Source organism: Bacillus sp. M5A3_1b (assembly GCF_053345335.1).
On the sequence record NZ_JBKEZY010000005.1, the window covers coordinates 207,864 to 226,923 of the forward strand.

16 protein-coding genes and 2 pseudogenes are annotated in these 19,060 nt (G+C 33.7%); 13 read left to right on the forward strand and 5 right to left on the reverse strand.

What is annotated here, in order from left to right:
* Positions 1 to 55 precede the first annotated feature (55 nt).
* Positions 56 to 3,556, reverse strand: a complete 3,501-nt coding sequence (locus ACLBWW_RS15970; protein WP_447614127.1) for an endo-alpha-N-acetylgalactosaminidase family protein — start codon at positions 3,554 to 3,556, stop codon at positions 56 to 58.
* 755 nt (positions 3,557 to 4,311) lie between these two features.
* On the opposite strand from ACLBWW_RS15970, the gene galT reads away from it, so the two are divergent.
* Positions 4,312 to 5,802, forward strand: coding sequence for a UDP-glucose--hexose-1-phosphate uridylyltransferase (gene galT / locus ACLBWW_RS15975; protein ID WP_447614128.1), 1,491 nt, complete (start codon positions 4,312 to 4,314; stop codon positions 5,800 to 5,802).
* Positions 5,803 to 6,105: 303 nt separating this feature from the next.
* On the opposite strand, the gene ACLBWW_RS15980 is transcribed toward galT, so the two are convergent.
* Positions 6,106 to 6,414 (reverse strand): ArsR/SmtB family transcription factor, encoded by a 309-nt coding sequence (locus ACLBWW_RS15980; protein WP_001259913.1) that lies wholly within the window; start codon positions 6,412 to 6,414, stop codon positions 6,106 to 6,108.
* A 109-nt stretch (positions 6,415 to 6,523) separates the two neighbouring features.
* On the opposite strand from ACLBWW_RS15980, the gene ACLBWW_RS15985 reads away from it, so the two are divergent.
* The 4 genes and pseudogenes from ACLBWW_RS15985 to ACLBWW_RS16000 all read left to right on the forward strand — a co-directional run bounded on the left by ACLBWW_RS15985 (position 6,524) and on the right by ACLBWW_RS16000 (position 9,445).
* Positions 6,524 to 7,459 carry an aldo/keto reductase gene (locus tag ACLBWW_RS15985; RefSeq protein ID WP_098191504.1) on the forward strand — a complete coding sequence of 312 codons (936 nt, stop codon included), beginning with the start codon at positions 6,524 to 6,526 and terminating at the stop codon, positions 7,457 to 7,459.
* A 48-nt stretch (positions 7,460 to 7,507) separates the two neighbouring features.
* Positions 7,508 to 8,683: pseudogene (locus ACLBWW_RS15990) on the forward strand (MFS transporter).
* Positions 8,684 to 8,731: 48 nt separating this feature from the next.
* A pseudogene (locus ACLBWW_RS15995) lies at positions 8,732 to 8,939 on the forward strand (hypothetical protein).
* Between the two features lie 143 nt (positions 8,940 to 9,082).
* A complete protein-coding gene (locus ACLBWW_RS16000) occupies positions 9,083 to 9,445 on the forward strand; it encodes a DUF805 domain-containing protein (RefSeq protein WP_001198797.1) in 363 nt (120 codons plus the stop codon).
* Between the two features lie 164 nt (positions 9,446 to 9,609).
* Here the strand turns inward: ACLBWW_RS16000 and ACLBWW_RS16005 are convergent, their stop codons facing one another.
* Positions 9,610 to 9,834, reverse strand: a complete 225-nt coding sequence (locus ACLBWW_RS16005) for a hypothetical protein (protein WP_048543166.1) — start codon at positions 9,832 to 9,834, stop codon at positions 9,610 to 9,612.
* Between the two features lie 84 nt (positions 9,835 to 9,918).
* A complete protein-coding gene (locus ACLBWW_RS16010; protein WP_000426320.1) occupies positions 9,919 to 10,266 on the reverse strand; it encodes a DUF4257 domain-containing protein in 348 nt (115 codons plus the stop codon).
* A gap of 195 nt (positions 10,267 to 10,461) precedes the next feature.
* Between ACLBWW_RS16010 and ACLBWW_RS16015 the strand changes: the two genes are divergently transcribed.
* The 5 genes from ACLBWW_RS16015 (at position 10,462) to ACLBWW_RS16035 (ending at position 15,573) form a co-directional block, all read left to right on the forward strand.
* Positions 10,462 to 10,989, forward strand: coding sequence for a DinB family protein (locus tag ACLBWW_RS16015; RefSeq protein WP_048543587.1), 528 nt, complete (start codon positions 10,462 to 10,464; stop codon positions 10,987 to 10,989).
* 179 nt (positions 10,990 to 11,168) lie between these two features.
* On the forward strand, positions 11,169 to 12,218 hold the full coding sequence (rsgA, locus tag ACLBWW_RS16020; RefSeq protein ID WP_048543163.1) for a ribosome small subunit-dependent GTPase A: 1,050 nt from the start codon (positions 11,169 to 11,171) through the stop codon (positions 12,216 to 12,218).
* A 206-nt stretch (positions 12,219 to 12,424) separates the two neighbouring features.
* Positions 12,425 to 14,407: a HAMP domain-containing methyl-accepting chemotaxis protein gene (locus ACLBWW_RS16025; RefSeq protein ID WP_048543162.1), complete on the forward strand. Its 1,983-nt coding sequence runs from the start codon at positions 12,425 to 12,427 to the stop codon at positions 14,405 to 14,407.
* Positions 14,408 to 14,602: 195 nt separating this feature from the next.
* Positions 14,603 to 14,908 (forward strand): hypothetical protein, encoded by a 306-nt coding sequence (locus ACLBWW_RS16030; protein ID WP_000539573.1) that lies wholly within the window; start codon positions 14,603 to 14,605, stop codon positions 14,906 to 14,908.
* Positions 14,909 to 15,204: 296 nt separating this feature from the next.
* Positions 15,205 to 15,573 (forward strand): DUF3979 family protein, encoded by a 369-nt coding sequence (locus tag ACLBWW_RS16035; RefSeq protein WP_000965083.1) that lies wholly within the window; start codon positions 15,205 to 15,207, stop codon positions 15,571 to 15,573.
* Positions 15,574 to 15,609: 36 nt separating this feature from the next.
* Here the strand turns inward: ACLBWW_RS16035 and ACLBWW_RS16040 are convergent, their stop codons facing one another.
* On the reverse strand, positions 15,610 to 16,650 hold the full coding sequence (locus ACLBWW_RS16040; protein WP_000370199.1) for a YkvI family membrane protein: 1,041 nt from the start codon (positions 16,648 to 16,650) through the stop codon (positions 15,610 to 15,612).
* 241 nt (positions 16,651 to 16,891) lie between these two features.
* On the opposite strand from ACLBWW_RS16040, the gene ACLBWW_RS16045 reads away from it, so the two are divergent.
* The 3 genes from ACLBWW_RS16045 to ACLBWW_RS16055 all read left to right on the forward strand — a co-directional run bounded on the left by ACLBWW_RS16045 (position 16,892) and on the right by ACLBWW_RS16055 (position 19,050).
* Positions 16,892 to 17,335 (forward strand): Dps family protein, encoded by a 444-nt coding sequence (locus ACLBWW_RS16045; protein WP_000105195.1) that lies wholly within the window; start codon positions 16,892 to 16,894, stop codon positions 17,333 to 17,335.
* A 107-nt stretch (positions 17,336 to 17,442) separates the two neighbouring features.
* Positions 17,443 to 17,898: a DUF3939 domain-containing protein gene (locus tag ACLBWW_RS16050; RefSeq protein ID WP_048543159.1), complete on the forward strand. Its 456-nt coding sequence runs from the start codon at positions 17,443 to 17,445 to the stop codon at positions 17,896 to 17,898.
* A gap of 207 nt (positions 17,899 to 18,105) precedes the next feature.
* A complete protein-coding gene (locus tag ACLBWW_RS16055; RefSeq protein ID WP_048543157.1) occupies positions 18,106 to 19,050 on the forward strand; it encodes an alpha/beta hydrolase in 945 nt (314 codons plus the stop codon).
* Positions 19,051 to 19,060 lie beyond the last annotated feature (10 nt).

A 19,060-nucleotide genomic window follows, 5' to 3' on the forward strand; every position in this document is an offset into this window, starting at 1 on the left:
AGATCATTTGTCATGACCTTTTGAGACAACCTCTTTCAAATTATAACAACTGATTCTATTTATTTGAAACTACTTCAATAACTAGATTATCAAGCATAATATCTTTATAACCGTTAAAGTTAGCTTGTGAGCCTTTCACACCGTTAGTATTAGCTGCTTTATTAGTGGAATAAATTCCAAACCAGCTTTGCCCCGATCCATCTCCTGTTAAAGTAAAGGAATATGTGCCAGCTTTTGCATTCTTATCACTACTTGCGGTTGATTTTAATTCCTCCTTAGTTAATACTCCTTTTTCTTCAAATGGAGCATTACCTGTCACAACTGCATACGTTCCATCACTACCTACCTCATAATCAAAAGTAATTTTATACGTTACTCCTGGTTTAAATGTGAAGTTCTGAGGGATAGTTTGGTACACAAGAGCATCACCTTCCGTTAATCCATTCGTTTTAAGTGACCATTTACCTGCGATAACATCATTTACTATTTTTTGATTCCAACCTCTTTGCGTATACGGTGCATGTAATTCAGACAGGTGGGTTCTATTATCTTCTACGCCTTCAATATTACCAATTACAAACGGATAGATGCCTTGTACAACATTTTCAAAGTCTTGTACGAATTTATTATTGCTTACTTGGTTTTCAGCATTACTTTCCACGATGCGAATATCATCAAAGTAACTTGCACCATTTCCAGCATCTCTAGATAAATCAATTGTTACATCGGATGTTTTTTTACCAGTTTCAAAAAATACATACATGTTTTGGAAGTAACTTGTTCCATCCACAGTTGAAGTCATTTGACCATCAGCTTTTGCTTGCTCTGAGCCTAATGTATTATGTGCGTATGCTCTTACATAGTTTTTAGCGATAGATTTACCAGTACTATTTGTATACTCTTTGTCGTTAGAAGTAATCGTGATGCTTGCTTGTGCTTCACTTCGGTTGTCTATACCAACATATGCAGCATACTTTGTATTAGGTTTTAGGTCTGTTAATTTTTGGGTAACATTTACTTTCTTTTTATTGTTGGAGATTGTTAGCATATTATTATTACCTTCACTCTTCGTAATCTGAACTGCTTTTGAGTATCCTTTGATTTTCCAATCTTTTAGGGAATTGCTGTTAAAGCCAGTATCTATAAGATGCATTCCTTCACTCCATTTAACATCTTTATTGGATTTTGGCCCTTTATAAATTACATATGCAGTAGATTTTTTTGCATCTAATGTGATTTTTCCATTTTCAATTTTAACATTTTTCATTTTCTCTTTACCTAATTCTGTTAACTCATACACTTTAACGGTACCTTGCCAACCAGTAGGGACAGTCCACGTTGTTTTTCCACCGTTTGTGTTCCAGTGATATAATTTTTCATTCTCTGCTGATAATTTTTTGCCATTTTGATCCCAAGACCATGGGAATAAATACTTTTCGTCACCAGGTTTACCTTCAAATATTTGCTTACCGTTTAATGTCATAGTTCTTGTTCGATATCCATCTTTATCATTTGCAAAATCATTTGATTTTCTTTCAATTGTAAGTGTATTTTCACTAGATTCGTCCTTTAATACTGACTTCATACCTGGTACCCAGTTGTAAGTTTGTTGTTTATCATCTTTCATTTCAACTGCTTTACCATTTTCCCACTGTGTTACTTTGTAATGTTGAATGAATTTGGTTGGAATATTCACCGCAAATAAGTTATCAATATACGCTTTGTAGTCACTTCTACCTTGCCAACCTTCAAAGTCTTTCATACTGTATCCACCTAATAATGGAGCATCTGCGTCGCCTCCATACTTAGGATAGTTACCAATCCATGCATCTTTTTGATGGTTTTTAATGAAACGAGTGATGGTACTATTGATACCTTTTAAGGTATACCCGCCGTAAGTCAAATCGGCTGCCCAGTGTTGGAATGTGGAATCGTACTCGTTCGCATATCCCCACTCACTGCCTAAGCGCCAACCTAAACTATTTATTTCTTTACTTAATTGACGGCTCGGCCATGTACTATTATCACCTGACTGTCCATTACCCCAAACGTCTACATAAATAAAATCTAATTCATTCTTTTTGCCACCAAGAGCATCATATAAATCTTTGAATCGTTGTGCTCGGCCATTTCTTAAATCATAATCAGCATTAATGTTTATTCCTTGATCGATCCAGTTCCAACCATACTTATAAGTTCCATCTGGATTTTTTAATAAACGATCTTCTTGGAAATATTTTGACTCTGGATACGTTTCACTTGCATTCACATGAACACCAAAAGTTGCCCCATATTCTTTACCCCTCGTTAGCAATGTTTTCATGTCCTTTGCACCGCCAATTCGGGTTCCAATGTCAGCATAATTTAAATGACCAGAATCATGCCCTTCACTACCATAACCTTTTAGTAGAATAGATTGCCCTAGTCCATCAGTATTTAGGTGGAATTTTTTCACTCCGTCTAAAGCCATTAAGAAAGGGTTTTGGGCTTGACTGCCAAAGTTCATGTTCACACGGTAACCAACTAGGTCTGGAACTTTTTCTGCTCCTAGAGGTTCGTTCATAATTTTCCTATAAGCAATTGCTCCGTCTTGCCAGTTTATTTTTTTATCATCATTAGCGTCAGCAGTAATGATAACCTTCACAGACGGCATTTCATCTACCTTATTAACTGTCCCGTCCTTTAGCTCTAGAGTGCCATCTTCTTTACGATGTTCTTCTGACTTTTGATACGTCCAGAATGTACTACTTAGACCAATTGTTTTTTTTCCTGCACTATTAGTCGTAGCATTTGCCGTAATTCTTTGAGCATCAGTCTTTGCAGCATAAGAATCTGGAGCTAATTTTTTTACTAAACTATTCTCCGTATTAGACCATATACTTGCACTTAATTCATCAGTAGAAAGAAAAGCATACATATATCCTTTTTGCTCTTCATCTTTCGTAATTAAATTTTCATCAACCTTAACCTGTCTGTCACCATTAATACGTGTATTTGTTGACATTTGTACGCCATCTAGCACTGCATCTTTTTGACTGTTATTTACAGAAATTAAATTATGATTTGGAATTTCAATAGTTTTTACGATTTTGTTGTCGACGATCTTTGTAATATTGAATTCTAATATATTCTCTTTAACAACCAACTCAGCAGTAATAACCGCAGAAATATTGTTATTAGTGTCTATTACCGTCATTTCATATACAACTTTATCTGATAAAACTTTTGCTTTGACTTTTGGTTTTACTGCTACGTCATTAATAAGGATTGTATCTAATGCCTCAGTCTGTCCGTAAAAAGTCTTTCCTGCATCATTTCCAGATTTTAAATCGTATTGAATGACTCTTGGAAAATTCACATCAACAAGAACGTTCATTTGATTAGATGAAATAACCGCATTTGGACTTTGAGAAATAATTTGATTTTCAGCTTGTATAGTATCCGTGGTGCTCTCAGCTTGGATTAGGGAAGCATTTATAAAACAAGTAGAACCTACGACACAACCCGATACAAGTGTTGCGATCGTCCTCCTGAAATTCTTTTTTGATTTTTTCATATGTACCCCCTCGTTTTCATTTTGGTACTTTTGACATTGATGGTTCTTCACAGGTATAGATTACTTTATGGCTTTTTAAACTTAATATTTTGATAGAATGTGAAGCTTGTATAGTAGTTGAGAATCTATTAAAACCAGAAGTAGTTTCTAGTATCTATCTGTACCCATAGATTACTTTTTGTGAAGCGCTTACACAAGAGGGATATTGCTCTGTTTTTTAGAAATATTGTTTTTTGTAATGTTGAAAATAAGATAAATAAAAAATAATTCTGGCTTATAAAGATAAGGATTATTTTATTTGAGAAGCTCATTAAAAATTAAACGGCGGCGATACTGGAGCAGATGCGTTTATTATTGAAAAGCTACCTTCAGGAGAGGGACACAGAGATACAGATTAGGGTTTAAGATAAAGGTAGTTTTATATTCTGTGTATTATTGTGTTTATTAAATCGTCAGAAATTGTTCTTCAAAAAATGTACCTTTTTATGTTTTTAGTGAGATGTTAAAAGTGAAAAGCAAGATGTATAAAAAATACGACAAGATGTTGATTGTAGAAGTGTTTTTACATACGTATAATGTAACAAAATAGCTTACTAAACGGGCGATTCAAGTATGCTAATAGTTTCTTCGGAGAAAGCAAAACGTAAATTAGAATGGTGGTTATCCTATACGTCTGTTCATAAAATGATAAAAGGTACATAGAACTTGCATCGTAACAACGTAAACCGCTATAAGGTTAGAGGAGGTATATACTGATGATATATCAAGCTATTCAGCAGTTAATTGATCGTGCTATTGAAGTTCAATTAATTGAAAAAGAAGATGAAATATATACAAGGAATCAAATCCTTTCCTTACTTCGTTTAGATGACTTTATAGTGGAAGCGTCAGCGCCCGCACCTGCAAAGAAAGCAATTTCAGAGTTATTGGAAGAGTTAATTGAATATGCTTGTATGCATAAAGTCATTGAGTCAGTAATGGACGAGAGGGAAATCTTAGCAAGTGCAATTATGGATGTTTTTATGTCCAAACCGACTGTTATTAATACTCTATTTTATAAAAAATTCGAACAAAATCCGAAGGCTGCGACAAATTACTTCTATGAATTAAGTAAAAACAGCAACTATATACAAATGAAGCAAATTGCCAAAAATATAAATTATAAAGTAAATACGGAATATGGTGCCATTGATATAACAATTAATTTATCAAAACCGGAAAAAGACCCGAAACAAATTGCTAGAGAGAGAGTATTGGAAAGTACAAATTATCCAAAATGTTTACTTTGTATTGAGAATGAAGGATATAGAGGCAGAACTGGACATCCAGCACGATCGAATCATCGTATGATCCGGATGAATCTTACAGATGAAAGCTGGTTTCTACAGTATTCTCCGTATATATACTTCAATGAACACTGCATTGTATTGTCCTCAGAACATCGAGATATGAAAATTGACCGTCAAACATTTTTACGTTTGTTAAAATTTGTAGAAAAATTCCCACATTATTTCCTTGGGTCCAATGCAGATTTGCCAATTGTAGGAGGGTCTATTCTAACACATGACCACTATCAAGGTGGAAACTTTGAATTTGCTATGGCAAATGCATCAAACGACCTAATTTTTGAACTAACTAACTTTCCAGAAATGCAATGTTCTATTATTAAATGGCCTATGTCAGTTATTCGCTTAAGAAGTAAAGACATAGAACAAATAGTAAATGCAGGGGAGTACATATTAGATAGGTGGAAGGAATATAGTGATCCACCTGTTAATATATTTGCATTTACGAATGTTGTTCCACATAATACGATTACGCCGATTGCCCGTTACCGGAATGGTATGTATGAATTGGACCTTGTTTTGCGAAACAATCGTACAAGTGAAGAACATCCGCTAGGTATTTTCCACCCTCATGCGGAAATACAACATATTAAAAAGGAAAATATCGGTCTAATTGAAGTAATGGGGTTAGCTGTACTTCCGGCGCGTTTAAAAACAGAACTTCAGGAAGTGGAAAAATTCTTACTTAACATTCCAAGTGATATTCCAACGCTTCATATACGATGGGCAGAACAATTAAAAATCAAATATGACAATCGGATACATGAACAAAATGTACAGGAGATAGTAAGAGCAGAATTAGGAAAGAAATTTATACAGGCGCTTGAAGATGCTGGCGTTTTTAAACGAGATGACGAAGGGATATCGGCGTTTAAACGTTTTATTCAGACCTTACATTAGGAATGGACTTAGTAGTGTTATTGATTACAAAATGACCTAATTATATGATAGGGGAGGTAATTAGATGGGGAAGTGTGAGCATAAGCAACTACAGGAATTGAAACAGATAGGCGGCCCTATATTAATGATGTGTATAAAATGTAATCAAATAATTAAAGTGTCCAAAGGATCCATTACAAAAATAAAGTAAGAAAGAATGACACGCATATCTTCTTAGTGTGTGATGAACAAATTCCCGATTGATTCAAGTTGCTAAAAGAATAGCAAAAATAAAAAACATCTCATATGAATATGAGATGTTTTTTAGTATGGTTCTGTCGCATGTAATACTACGTCTAATAAACCGGGGAATCTAGCATGCAAGTCATCTTCACGAATTGAAATGAAACGCTGTGTTCCTTCAAGGCGTGTATACATAACACCGGATTCACGTAAAACCTTGAAATGGTGAGATAAAGTTGATTTCGCAATGGGAATGTTTAACGCACCACAAGATTGTTCATGTTTTTCTAGTAGCATTGTTACAATTTGTAAACGAATTTGATCGCTAAGTGCGTATAAGACTGAAGAGAATTGAATTTCTTCTCGGTTTGGATGATAAAGAGTACGCATTTTTTTCACCTGCTTGTATCAGTTAATATAGTTTGCACTATAACATATAAAGTGGTATATTTCTATTGTTCGAATATATTCGAACAATAGAAATATAGGGGGAGAAAAAATGAAGTATACAAAATTACAAAAGGCAGGACTACATATTTCAAAGTTGGGGTTAGGAACAAACGCTGTAGGGGGGCATAATTTATATGCTGATGTGAATGAGGAAGAAGGAAAACGATTAATAGAAGAAGCTATCCAGCAAGGGATTACATTTTTTGATACAGCAGATTCATACGGTTTCGGTAGATCAGAGGAATTGGTAGGAGAAGTATTGAAAAGAAAACGCCAAGAAGTTGTACTTGCTACAAAAGGTGGAATACAGCCGTTATTAAATGGAGAAGTTTATATTAATAATGAACGAAGCTATTTAAGAAATGCTGTGGAAAATAGCTTAAGAAGATTACAAACTGATTATATTGACTTATATTATTTGCATTTTACAAATCCAGAAATAAGTTACATAGATTCAATTGGTGAGCTTGCTCGCTTAAAAGAAGAAGGGAAAATTCGTTCAATTGGAATATCCAACGTAAACGTAGAGCAATTACAAGAAGCGAATCAGCACGGACAAATAGATGTTGTACAATCACCGTATAATATGTTGGATCGTGCTGCTGGGGAAGAACTTTTGCCATATTGTATAGAATCAGGTATTTCATTTATTCCATACGGACCGCTTGCCTTTGGGATATTAGGTGGTAAATATACAGAAGATTTTAAATTAAGCGAAGGGGATTGGCGTCAAAGTGTAAATTTATTTGAAGAAAATACATATAAGAGTAACTTTAAAAAAGTTGAGAAGTTAAAAGGTTTAGCTAAAGAAATGAATCTTGAAGTATCACATTTAGCTTTAGCGTGGCTATTAAACAAAAAAGGAATTGATACTGTTATTCCTGGTGGGAAACGAGCGGAGCAAATAAGAGAAAGTGTAAGAGCGGTGGAAGTTTCATTGAATGAAAAGGTGATGAAAGAGATTGAAGTTATTTTAGAAGCTTAATTGAGAAGAGGGGTGTTCCCTCTTTTTATATAAAAGGAGAAGGTTTAAATGAAAAAAGTACTAGCTGTATTCTTTACGATCATGTTTATGATCGGTACGGATACTTTCTTAATTTCACCACTTTTACCGACATTACAACAGGTGTATCATGTTGCAACTGAGCTGTCAGGGTGGATGGTGAGCTCATATGCTTTTGGATATGCTGGATTTGCGCTTATCGCTGGTCCTATATCAGATGGCTTAAACAGAAAAAAAGTAATGGTAATATGAATGAGTTTTTTTGCGTTAAGTACGTTTTTATGTGGAATGGCACCGAGTTTTCTATGGATGCTAGCATTTAGATTTTTAGCAGGTGTAAGTGCAGCCTTTGTGTCTCCACAAGTGTGGGCATCTATTCCGCTCCTTATAGAGAAGGAGCAAATTGTAAAGGCAATTGGAATTGCAACAGCAGGATTAGCAATCTCTCAAATTTTAGGGTTGCCAGTTGGATCGTATTTGGCAATGATACACTATACAACACCATTCTTCGTCATTGGTATATTATCAGCACTACTTGTCATTCTTATCTATGTAGTATTACCAGAAATACAACCGGTTCATATAGGTGGAAGTAAAACAAACATCTTAAAGCGCTATAAACAATTACTTACAGATTCAAAGGTTTCACTTTCTTATTTTGCATATTTTGTTTTTCAAACTGGTAATTTTGCAGCATTTTCATTCTTTGGCGTATGGCTTTCCAGTCAATTTGGCTTACAAGTTCATGAAGTAGGTACAGCTATGCTCGTATTAGGATTAGGAAATTTAACTGGTAATATTTTTGGCCCTAGAATCGTAAATAAAATTGGTTATAACCTTTCTTTTTATGGTGGAATTGTATTTACAGCAGTGCTATATGTATTACTTCCTCATGTAAAGAACATTGTATTGGTGGAGTTATTGTTCTTTGTTTTGTTTTTTGTGACAGGAATTTTGTTTGTATTAATGATGAGATACTTACAAAACATATCTAGTGTAGCAAGAGGAACAGGAGCCGCGCTTGCTAATGCTTCTATGTATATTGGTCAAATGATTGGAGCGGCAATAGCAGGACTGCTATTTGCAGCATCTCACAATTTTATACTTATAGGTAGTTTTACTGCGTTACTATATATAGGAGCTTTATTTTTGTTTAGAAAAAGTGAAAAGCTTAATGAAGATAGTGAAACAGGAATTGCATCATAAAGCCTGTATAAATATTTCGCAAATCAGAATTAATAAGAGTGTGAATACATGAATGCGCTATTAATTACAGTGGTTACTAAAAGTATAGAAATAGTAGAAGAAATGTATTGTAACAAAGTTATGAGGACTTCAAAAATAAAAAATCCCTACAAAGATAGGGATTTATATATCGGCATATAGTTCCTTGGAAAAGGATATATGTAGTTTAACATATAGGACTACTTATATTTGTGAAATAGATGTGAAAGTAATGTGAAAAATGCTGAAAGAAAAAACTATTTAAATAGAGGATAATTTAGATTAGGATATGGATTTTACATAAATGCTGTGTTATATTTCTACTTATCTGTTAATAATTACATGTTTTAATTTTATTGGGGATAAAAGGGAGGGATTTAAATGCAATGGTATTTGAAAGCTCTAAAGAATTATGGGAATTTTAGTGGTAGAGCTACGCGAAAAGAGTACTGGACTTTTAGTTTATCGAATATCGTAATTTTTTGGTTACTGTTATTTTTATCATCATTTTCAGAGGTGTTAGTTGCTATTATTGCGTTGCTATTTATGTTAGTAATGATTATACCAAGTTTTTCGGTTGGTGCACGACGATTGCATGATATTGGGAAAACAGGATGGTGGCAACTATTAAATTTCGTACCGTTTGGTAGCGTTGTTTTACTTGTATTTTTTATCATTGAAAGTGAAGAAAATGACAATCAATACGGACCAAATCCGCATTCAGATTTAAAAGAAGCGATTTAATAAACCTATTATTAAAATGGTGTGCACGGGCTAATATTATTAAGTTGATCTCTAGGCCTATATGACTTTTGAAACTGTAAAAATGGGAAGAATAAAGGCAGAGAGAATATAGCATGGCAAGAAGAAAAAATTCTAAATAAAAAGCACTGTTTTAGCTAATGTAACTAAAACAGTGCTTTTCTTTTTGATTGAACAGTTGCTGCATTTTCATCATGTATGCCTGCATCTTTAATAATTCGTTGTTTTGCTGTATTTAATAGATGGTTGACTGCTTCTCCAAAATAATTAGCTTCGCTTTTTGTGCGGGCTTCTCGTAAACATTTATAGTTTTCTAGCAGTTCCTCTTTTTCAGTGTTTGTTAAGAAATCTTCTATTTTCTTTTTTGTCATACGAAACACCCTTTCTTCTGACAAACGACGCAATAGAAAATATTTATTGTTTATTATAGCAATAATTTTTAAAAAAAGTATAGACTAACGTCGTAATAATTTGTCAATTTCTTGAATCTTCTCATCAGCTTTCCCAATTTGTGTATTTTTAGCCTGTTCACCACCAAGCGCTTGGTGCAGTAAGAAAGTCTGACCGGAAATGGCAGTCACAATGGATACTTTTATAATTTCTTTTATTAAGGTGACATCGAATAAAACGAGTCCAAGAAGTGCAGCTAGACTACCAGTAAAAATATCAGTCAAAAATCCAAAGTGAAAAAAAGTTTTCAAACGGCGTGGAAGCAATAACTTACCTTGGTTATTGATTAGATGGGAAACGAAGCCAGTAATGCCACCAACAAGAACTGCAGTTAGCCATTGATACATTTCCATCGAATCCACTCCTTTTAGTGAATAAGATTCGATTATTTTATATTGATTCCTTTTAATATTTCATAGAAGCATATTGAGAAAGTTTGTTTGGTTTTTTACTGTATTCAAATTAATTATAACAGAAAAATCTGATATATTTCAGTCTATTATATGAAGAGGTTATTCCTTAATATGAATGTAGAAAGGGTGTGTGATATGAATATAGATTATCGAATAAGAAGTGTGGATGGTTATACAAAAAATATAGGGGAATTAGTAAGCATGCTGGAGCATACGAGGTCTGTAACATTACAGGAAATACAAGATCTATCAGTTGAGCAATTAGATTTCATTATGCCGAGTGGAGGAAATTCCATCGGAGCGTTACTAAAGCATATAGCAGCTATAGAAAAAGCTCATCAACTTATTTCATTTCAAGATCGTGACTTTACAAAAGAAGAATTAAAAATATGGGAAGACGCACTGTATTTAGGGGAAGCGGGGAGAACAATCCGTGGTCATGACATACAGTATTATGAACAACTTCTACAAAGTGTTCGAGAAGAATCGTTGAAGTATTTGAGTGAACAAGATGATGAATGGCTTATGTCAGAAAGAAAGTGGCCTAACGATGTAGCGTATAACCAGCACTATCTGTGGTTTCATGTGCTAGAAGATGAGATTAATCACCGTGGACAAATTAGAATGATGAAAAATAAATTATTTGAAAATTACGTTAAATAAGGTAGCTTTTTAAATGAATATTCCATATAATGAGAGTAATTAAAATGAGAACGGGGTGATGTATTATGGCGAAAATAACTTATATTAATAAACAAAATACAAAGGTGGATGGAAAGGGCGAGACTGTATAAGTTAGCGCACGATCCTTCCGCTTAGCTTAAACTAGGGAGGATATCAATTTGAATCAAAATATTTTAGAATCGTTCGGCTGGGATTCTTTTTTTGAGGAACAAGCTGTAGAGAACTTTGAAGTAGGGCGTATTTTACTTGAGCATAAGCATATATATCGAATTATTTGTAATGATGGTGAATATATGGCAGAGCTGTCTGGAAAGTTTCGGCATGAAGCAGTAACGAAGGGAGATTATCCAGCTGTAGGTGATTGGGTGTATATAAAGAAAATAGAGAATGAAAAGAAAGCAATTATTCATCGTATTTTTCCAAGAAGAAGTTCTTTTTCTAGACAAGAGGCTGGTACTCGAACGGAAGAACAAGTAATAGCAGCAAATGTAGATTATCTATTTTTAGTGAATGCACTTAACCATGATTTTAACGTAAGAAGAATGGAGCGCTATTTACTATTAGCGTATGAAAGTGGTGCGATGCCTGTTATTGTTTTAACAAAGAGTAGCTTATGTGAAGATGTGGAACAGAAAATTGTTGAAACGGAAGCTGTGGCAATTGGTGTTCCGATCTTCGTCGTTGATAGTTTAGAACATAATGGTATCGAATCGTTGCAGCAATTTGTTTCTTCAGGAAAAACAATTGCTCTAGTCGGATCATCTGGGGTTGGAAAATCCACTTTGTTAAATGCACTGATAGGTATTGAAGTAGCAAAAACGGGTGATATTCGTGAGGAAGATAGTAAAGGAAGACATACGACAACTCATCGTGAATTGTTCCGATTACCGAGTGGTAGTTTAGTTATTGATACTCCTGGTATGAGGGAGCTACAGCTTTGGGAAGGAAACGATGCAATTCAAACAACATTTTCTGATATTGAAGAACTAGCAAAAACGTGCCGTTTTAGGGATTGTAAACATGAAAATGAGCCAGGGTGCGCAGTGCATAGTGCAATTGATAACGGAATTATTACGATAAATCGTTTGCAAAGCTATAAAAAATTACAAAGAGAACTGGCGTATTTTATGAGAAAACAAGATGCTATTCTTGCGAGAGCAGAGCGTGATAAGTGGAAAAAGATTTCTAAACAGCATAAAAAAATATGAAAAGCCAAAGGGTGGTTCCCTTTGGCTTTTTTTGCATTTGTAAATTTTATAATAATATTATTCAAATATATAGACAAAGGGAATTTAATTGTTTAAACTTTACAAAGTATTCATCGTAATAGATTATGAAAATAATAATTTAGGGATGGGAAATGTTTACAACTCGCTAGATTTAACTATTGAAATTGAAAAGCAGGAGGTTTGTAATGGGTAGACTATTAAATTTGTTTCGTGATATGAAAGTAGCAAAAAAACTACTAATTTCATTTTTTGTTATTTTAATTGCGGCTGTCTCTATTATCGGAGGCATGTCTTATCAAACAGCTAAAAAGAATTTTGAATCACAAATTACGAGCAGTGCTCACGACAATATAAAAATATTAGATAATTTAATCAATCAAATGATTGAGGCGAAATTTAATGATGTAAATAATTTTGCACGTGTGATTCAAGGTAATATGTATCAAGGGGATAATCAAGATGAATTAAGAAAAATGTTATCTCAATATATCAATTTAAATAAAGATGTTGAACAAGTTTATGTTGCCGGGAATGATAAGAAATTTGTACAAGAACCAAATATACAAATGGCAGCAGACTATGATCCAACAGAACGTTCTTGGTATAAAGATGCAGTGGCAAAACAAGGTGGTATTGTCGTTACTGAGCCGTATAAGGCGCAAGGAAATGGACATATTGTCGTAACGATTGCAAAACAAGCAGAAGATAAAAACGGTGTTGTAGCAATAGATTTAAGTTTAGATAATTTATTAAAAACAACAAAGTTAATCAATATCGGTAAAAAGGGATATGCTTTCATTTTAGATGGAAAACAAAAAATAATTGCACATCCTCAAGAAAAATCTGGGGAAAAAGCAGCTGATTCTTGGGCGAAGAAAATTTATGAGGATAACCATGGTGCTTTTTCATATATGTATGATGGCAGCGAAAAACAAATGGTATTTGCTACAAATGTAAAAACAGGTTGGAAAATCGGTGGAACGATGTACTCAAATGAAATAATTGAAGCTGCGCAGCCTGTATTTTATAATATGTTAATTGTTATGTTCATTTCATTAGTTATAGGCGGAGCACTTATTTATTTTGTGACACTTTCTATAACGAAGCCATTAAAAAGATTAGTTGCCACTTCTAAAGAAATAAGTGAGGGAGATTTAACGCAAACAATCGAGATTCATTCTAATGATGAAATTGGCCAACTTGCAAAAGGATTCAATGAGATGACAGATGCATTGCGAACGTTAATTGGAAGAATTAATACTTCGGCTGGACATGTTGCAGCAGCATCAGAAGAGCTAACGGCAAGTGTAAGACAAGCGAGTGAAGCAACTGAGCAAATTACAATGGCAATGGATGAAATATCGAGTGGGGCAACAACGCAAACAACGAGCGTAGAAAATGGTGCAATGTTATTATTTGATGTAACAGAAGGAATTCAGCATGTAGCAAAAAGTTCATCATCAATTAATACGGCTTCTGCTCATACTCGTGAAAAAGCAGAAGATGGTGGGAAACTAGTAGGAAAAACAGTAAATCAAATGCAGTCTATTGCAGAATCTGTTTCACAATCAGATGAAGTTATACAGTTGCTAAATAATAAATCAAAACAAATTGGTGACATACTAGAAGTCATTCAAAATATTGCAGATCAAACGAATCTTCTAGCTTTGAATGCGGCAATTGAAGCTGCAAGAGCAGGAGAGCACGGAAGAGGATTTGCAATCGTTGCAGATGAAGTACGTAAATTGGCGGAGAAGTCTAGTGTATCTTCTAGTGAAATTAGTAAATTAATATGTGAAATACAAGATGACATGAGTAAGACGGTAAAATCTATGGGGCATGTAAATGAAGAAGTTCAATCTGGACTTGTTATTGCGAATGAAACGAAGCAAAACTTTACTGAGATTTTACTATCTACAAATGAAATTGCAGATCAAATTAAAACGATGGTTGAAACGGCTAATGGGATGTCAAAAGGTGCAAATGAAGTGTCTATTTCAGTAGGTCAAATTGCAATGACAGCACAGAACAATGCGACGAGTACTCAAAACGTTGCAGCATCAGCAGAAGAACAACTAGCGTCCATTGAGGAGATTAGTTCGGCGGCTGGTACATTATCTCAAATGGCTGAAGAGTTACAAGGGTTAATTGAAAGATTTAAAGTTTAACAGAGGACAGACTATCTCCAAAATAGCAGTATGCTATTGGAGTAGTCTGTTTTTATTATGTAAAATGAAATGAGATTGAGAGTATCTTTATAATATTTAAAGGTATATTTTGTATGATATTTGTCGAAAAATAGAGGTATTTGTTTGCTTTGTGTATAATTATAATCGTATAAAATGCAAATAAAGGAGATTACTATGGGAGTTTATTGGGGTACCAAAAGACATTCTTGGCTTAGTTATGTCTCATTTTGGTTAAGTATTTCATTTTTTATTGTCTTTCTAATTGAAGTGTTTATTTTAAAAACACTTTCGAATAGTTCGGTGCAAATTGTTAAATATTTTTATTTTATACTTGTACCAGTAAACATCTTTCTTAGTTTAAAGTTACTCTTTAAGAAGAATGAAAAGAAAGCATTACCTATTTTTAGTTTCATTGTATCATTATTATTTACAATTTTAATACTAGTATTAGCGTTAGTAGCTACGGGGAAATTCTTTTAAGGGGAGTGATAAAAGTCACTCTTCTTTTTTGTTATTGTAAGGAAATACTAAGCGGAGGATGGACAAAGAGTGCATTTACTTATGTTTGATATGCTTGGAAAGCGTTAGAAGCATATTAAGAAATATAATGAGAGACAATTCATATAATAATGAAGAGAATCAGGTGTTTTACATGCAATTATGAAGCAAATGAATACGGTAAAAACGACGATATATGGTACAATACATATGGATAGTGATAGAGATAAAGGGTATATAAAATACTCATCGTTTTTTAGTAAGAGAGGGGTTATCTTATGCTATACGAGGATTTGATGACATTATTTCAAGCAGCTCCGAAAGAAGAAGGTAGAGGCGGCTGGAAATATATAATCCAGGAACGAAATGATAAATATGAAATTGTTGATGAACTGTTGAAAAATCAAATGAGTGTTGAATTGTATTTTAATGAATATGATGAGGTGAAAATCACTTTATATAAAGATGGAATGCCTATTTCTACTATGCAAAGAATTGCGATTTCAAAAGTTGAATTAGACGAAGAGGAAGAAGGAATTCAATTCGTTTTAGAACGTATGCCTAGTCGGATGATTCGGTTGCAATTAAAGCCATATTTAGCACTCGAAATGGGGCCGTACTGGGAAGTATGCGATGATTGTGAATGAACATAAAAGAAGCATCCAATAACATGGATGCTTCTTTTATGTTTTTTGAAGTTGTTTAAAAGCAATAATTGGCAGTAAAATGATGCTGACCCATCCAATTATAGGATATAGAATGTGGAGTAATTCACTGTAACCAATGTAACTAAAGCAATAACTAATTAGTAAAATGAAGAAAATAATATTGTTACTTTTCCATCCGGTGATGGATTGCATTTGTTTTGTCATTCCGAACACATTACCAACTAAAGTTGTGAACACTTCACCGAAAATGATAAGAACAAAGAAAAAGTGAAAAGTTGCATTGAATTTTCTTATGACTTCAGCCATTGGGATATTATATTGATAAAATTGATCGACTGATAAAATAGCTAAATGGCTACATAATAAAATTAAAGAAAGTCCTGCACCGCCTAAAATACCACCCCATAAAATGGCCTTTCGATCCTTTACTTCACTGGCTAACGGAACGAGAACGCTTTGGGCGAGAGAAAGATTTAAGGCGACATATGTAATAGGACTAGTAATCCACTTCATATTCCAGCTTTCTGCAGGAATAGTGTCACTAATAGGAGTTGTACCGTGAAAAAAAGTTGTAATAGCAAGTCCGATAATAAAAATCATCATAATAGGTACGACAAGTGTATTAACTTCAAAAACCCCTTGTAATCCGCGACTACCTATAATGAGACAGGCGATCAATATAATGAAAATACCAAGTTGTCTTGGTAAACGAAGTTGCTCTTCAAATACCGCCCCAGCTCCTGATAACATAACGCTCGTTACACCAAATAATACGAGTAATAATAGTGTGTTTACAACATTGCCAAATACATCCCCAAATAAATATTTGTTAAATTCTTGTGCTGAAAATGCACCGATTTGTGATGAAAGTAACATCATCTTTGTGCCAAGCCAAATAAAAAAAAATCCACTTACACATATGCCAATTGTTCCATATAATCCGTTCACTGTAAAAAATTCAACGATTTCTCGTCCAGTAGCAAATCCAGCTCCAACGACTGTTCCAATATAAGTAGCAGCGACCTTCTTTGCTACTTGCCATTGTTGATTGTCCATGTTATCCCTCTTTCTACTACGATGAGCTTGATTTACTATTATGCATATGTATGAGCTTGGACAATTAGACGTATGAAGTGTTTGAAAACATACATGAATTAAAAGATATTAGGGAAGTATTAAAGGTGTTAAAACTTTGTTACATATGAGCCAATCGTTCGAAAGGATAGGAAATGTATGGTAACATGTAACTATGTTATTAAAAGATAAACATTATGAAATGATAAGAGGAGTGGATTGTATGAGTACGAAAACAAATGTTGTTGAAGTATTAAACAAGCAGGTAGCAAACTGGAATGTGTTATATGTGAAACTACATAATTATCACTGGTATGTGACAGGACCACACTTCTTTACGTTACATGAGAAATTTGAAGAGTTTTACAATGAAGCTGGAACAAATATTGATGAATTAGCAGAACGTATTTTAGCGTTGGAAGGTAAACCGCTAGCGACAATGAAAGAATATCTTGCAACATCTAGTGTGAGTGAAGGGACAAGCAAGGAATCTGCAGAAGAAATGGTGCAAACATTAGTGAATGATTACTCTGCACTTATTCAAGAATTAAAAGAAGGTATGGAAGTTGCTGGCGAAGCTGGCGATGAAACATCAGCAGACATGTTGTTAGCGATTCATACAACATTAGAACAACATGTATGGATGCTAAGTGCGTTCTTAAAATAAATATAAGTATATTAAGAAAAAAGTCGTTGAAAAATTCGTTCAATGGCTTTTTTTGTCATTTTTCAGTTTTCTTTTATGCTATAATATAGTAAAAAGGAGGCGATGCAATGTTTCGCTTTTTCAGAACTGGAAAAGAAGAGCGTGAAATTACGAAAGATGAATTAGAACAAGCGATGGCTAAGTTTCTAGAAAAGAATGCTAATATCGTTTATACAGTATTAGTAAATGATGATTATACAGTAAATTATGATTTGTTAAAGCCGTATTTACTTGCATTTCCAACAAATAGTTTTCTTATTACGAAGGAAACGCTTGAGGTATTTGAACATACAGAAGAAAATCTAAACCTAGTTAAAGAAATTGATATCGTACAAAAAGCAGTAGATCAATACGTAACAGAAAAAGAAATGTTTCCAATTGTTGAAGGTAGTGAAGATCGCCTTATATGCGGGATGAAATTAGGGCCGTATTTAAATCGTATATTAAAAAGAGACTTATATATTTCAGAAAAACACTATTTAGTTTCAAGTAAACCAGACAGAAAAAAACAAAAGAGTGGGTAGATGTATTGAAAACAACAATAAGTATATTGTTGTCTTTTTTTGTTTAGTAAAATATTCATTTTTCTGTTTATTAAACTTTATACTAAACTTATTGGACGAGGAGAAATAATGATTAAGTATTGTTAGCGTGAGTTATATACAGTGATTACAGAATGGTATAAAGGTTTGAGAAATAAATATTATAAAAGATTACGGGGGAATGGATGTATGAAAAATAGTATGACTTACATTCAATTATTAAATGAAACGTTACATTGTTACGCAAATAAAGGGAGTTTGGAAGCGTACACTTATATAATGGAGCATGCTAAAGGTGTAGTGGGGAATAAAGCGCAAATATATAATTTTAAATATGCGCTAGCGAGTGCAGCGGGGCTTGAAGAAGAGGCGTTACAGATAATGAAGGAAGCTATTATAGACAATGGATTTTGGTACGGAAATGAGTATTTAATTTCGGACGATGATTTAACACCACTACATAAATTTGAAGAGTTTCATAAAATGGTTCAATTATGTAAAGAAAGAGAAGAATTAGCAAAGAAAACAGAACGAGCAGACGTGAAATATTTAGACAGCAATAAAGAAGGAAAACTATTTATTGCAATGCACGGGGATCAAGAAAATATAGAAATAATAGAACCATATTGGAAATCTGTTTTGACACAAGACTATACGTTAGCTTTACCACAATCTTCGCAAATTCAGTTTTCAGATGGATTTGTTTGGGATGATATACATAGAGGGAAAGAGGAATTAAAAGAGCATTACGTTACGTTTATAGAAAATCATACAGTAGAAAGTGTAATAATTGGTGGTTTTTCTGCTGGCGCAAGAGTAGCTTTGTATACAATTTTACAAAAAGATATAGATGTAGATGGTTTTATTTTTGTGGCGCCGTGGCTTCCAGAGATTGAAGAATGGAATGAGTTGTTGGGAGTGTTACAGAATAAAAATATAAAGGGATATATAGTGTGTGGGGATCAAGATGAAGATTGTTTCGAATGTACGCAGCAATTTGTACAATTATTAAGAGATAAGAATATAGAACATGAGTTTAAAGTTGTACCCAATTTAAATCATGATTATCCTAAGGATTTTGATGAACTATTAAAAGAAGCTATTGAATATATAGACGACAAAAATAATAAGTAGTAAAAAAGGG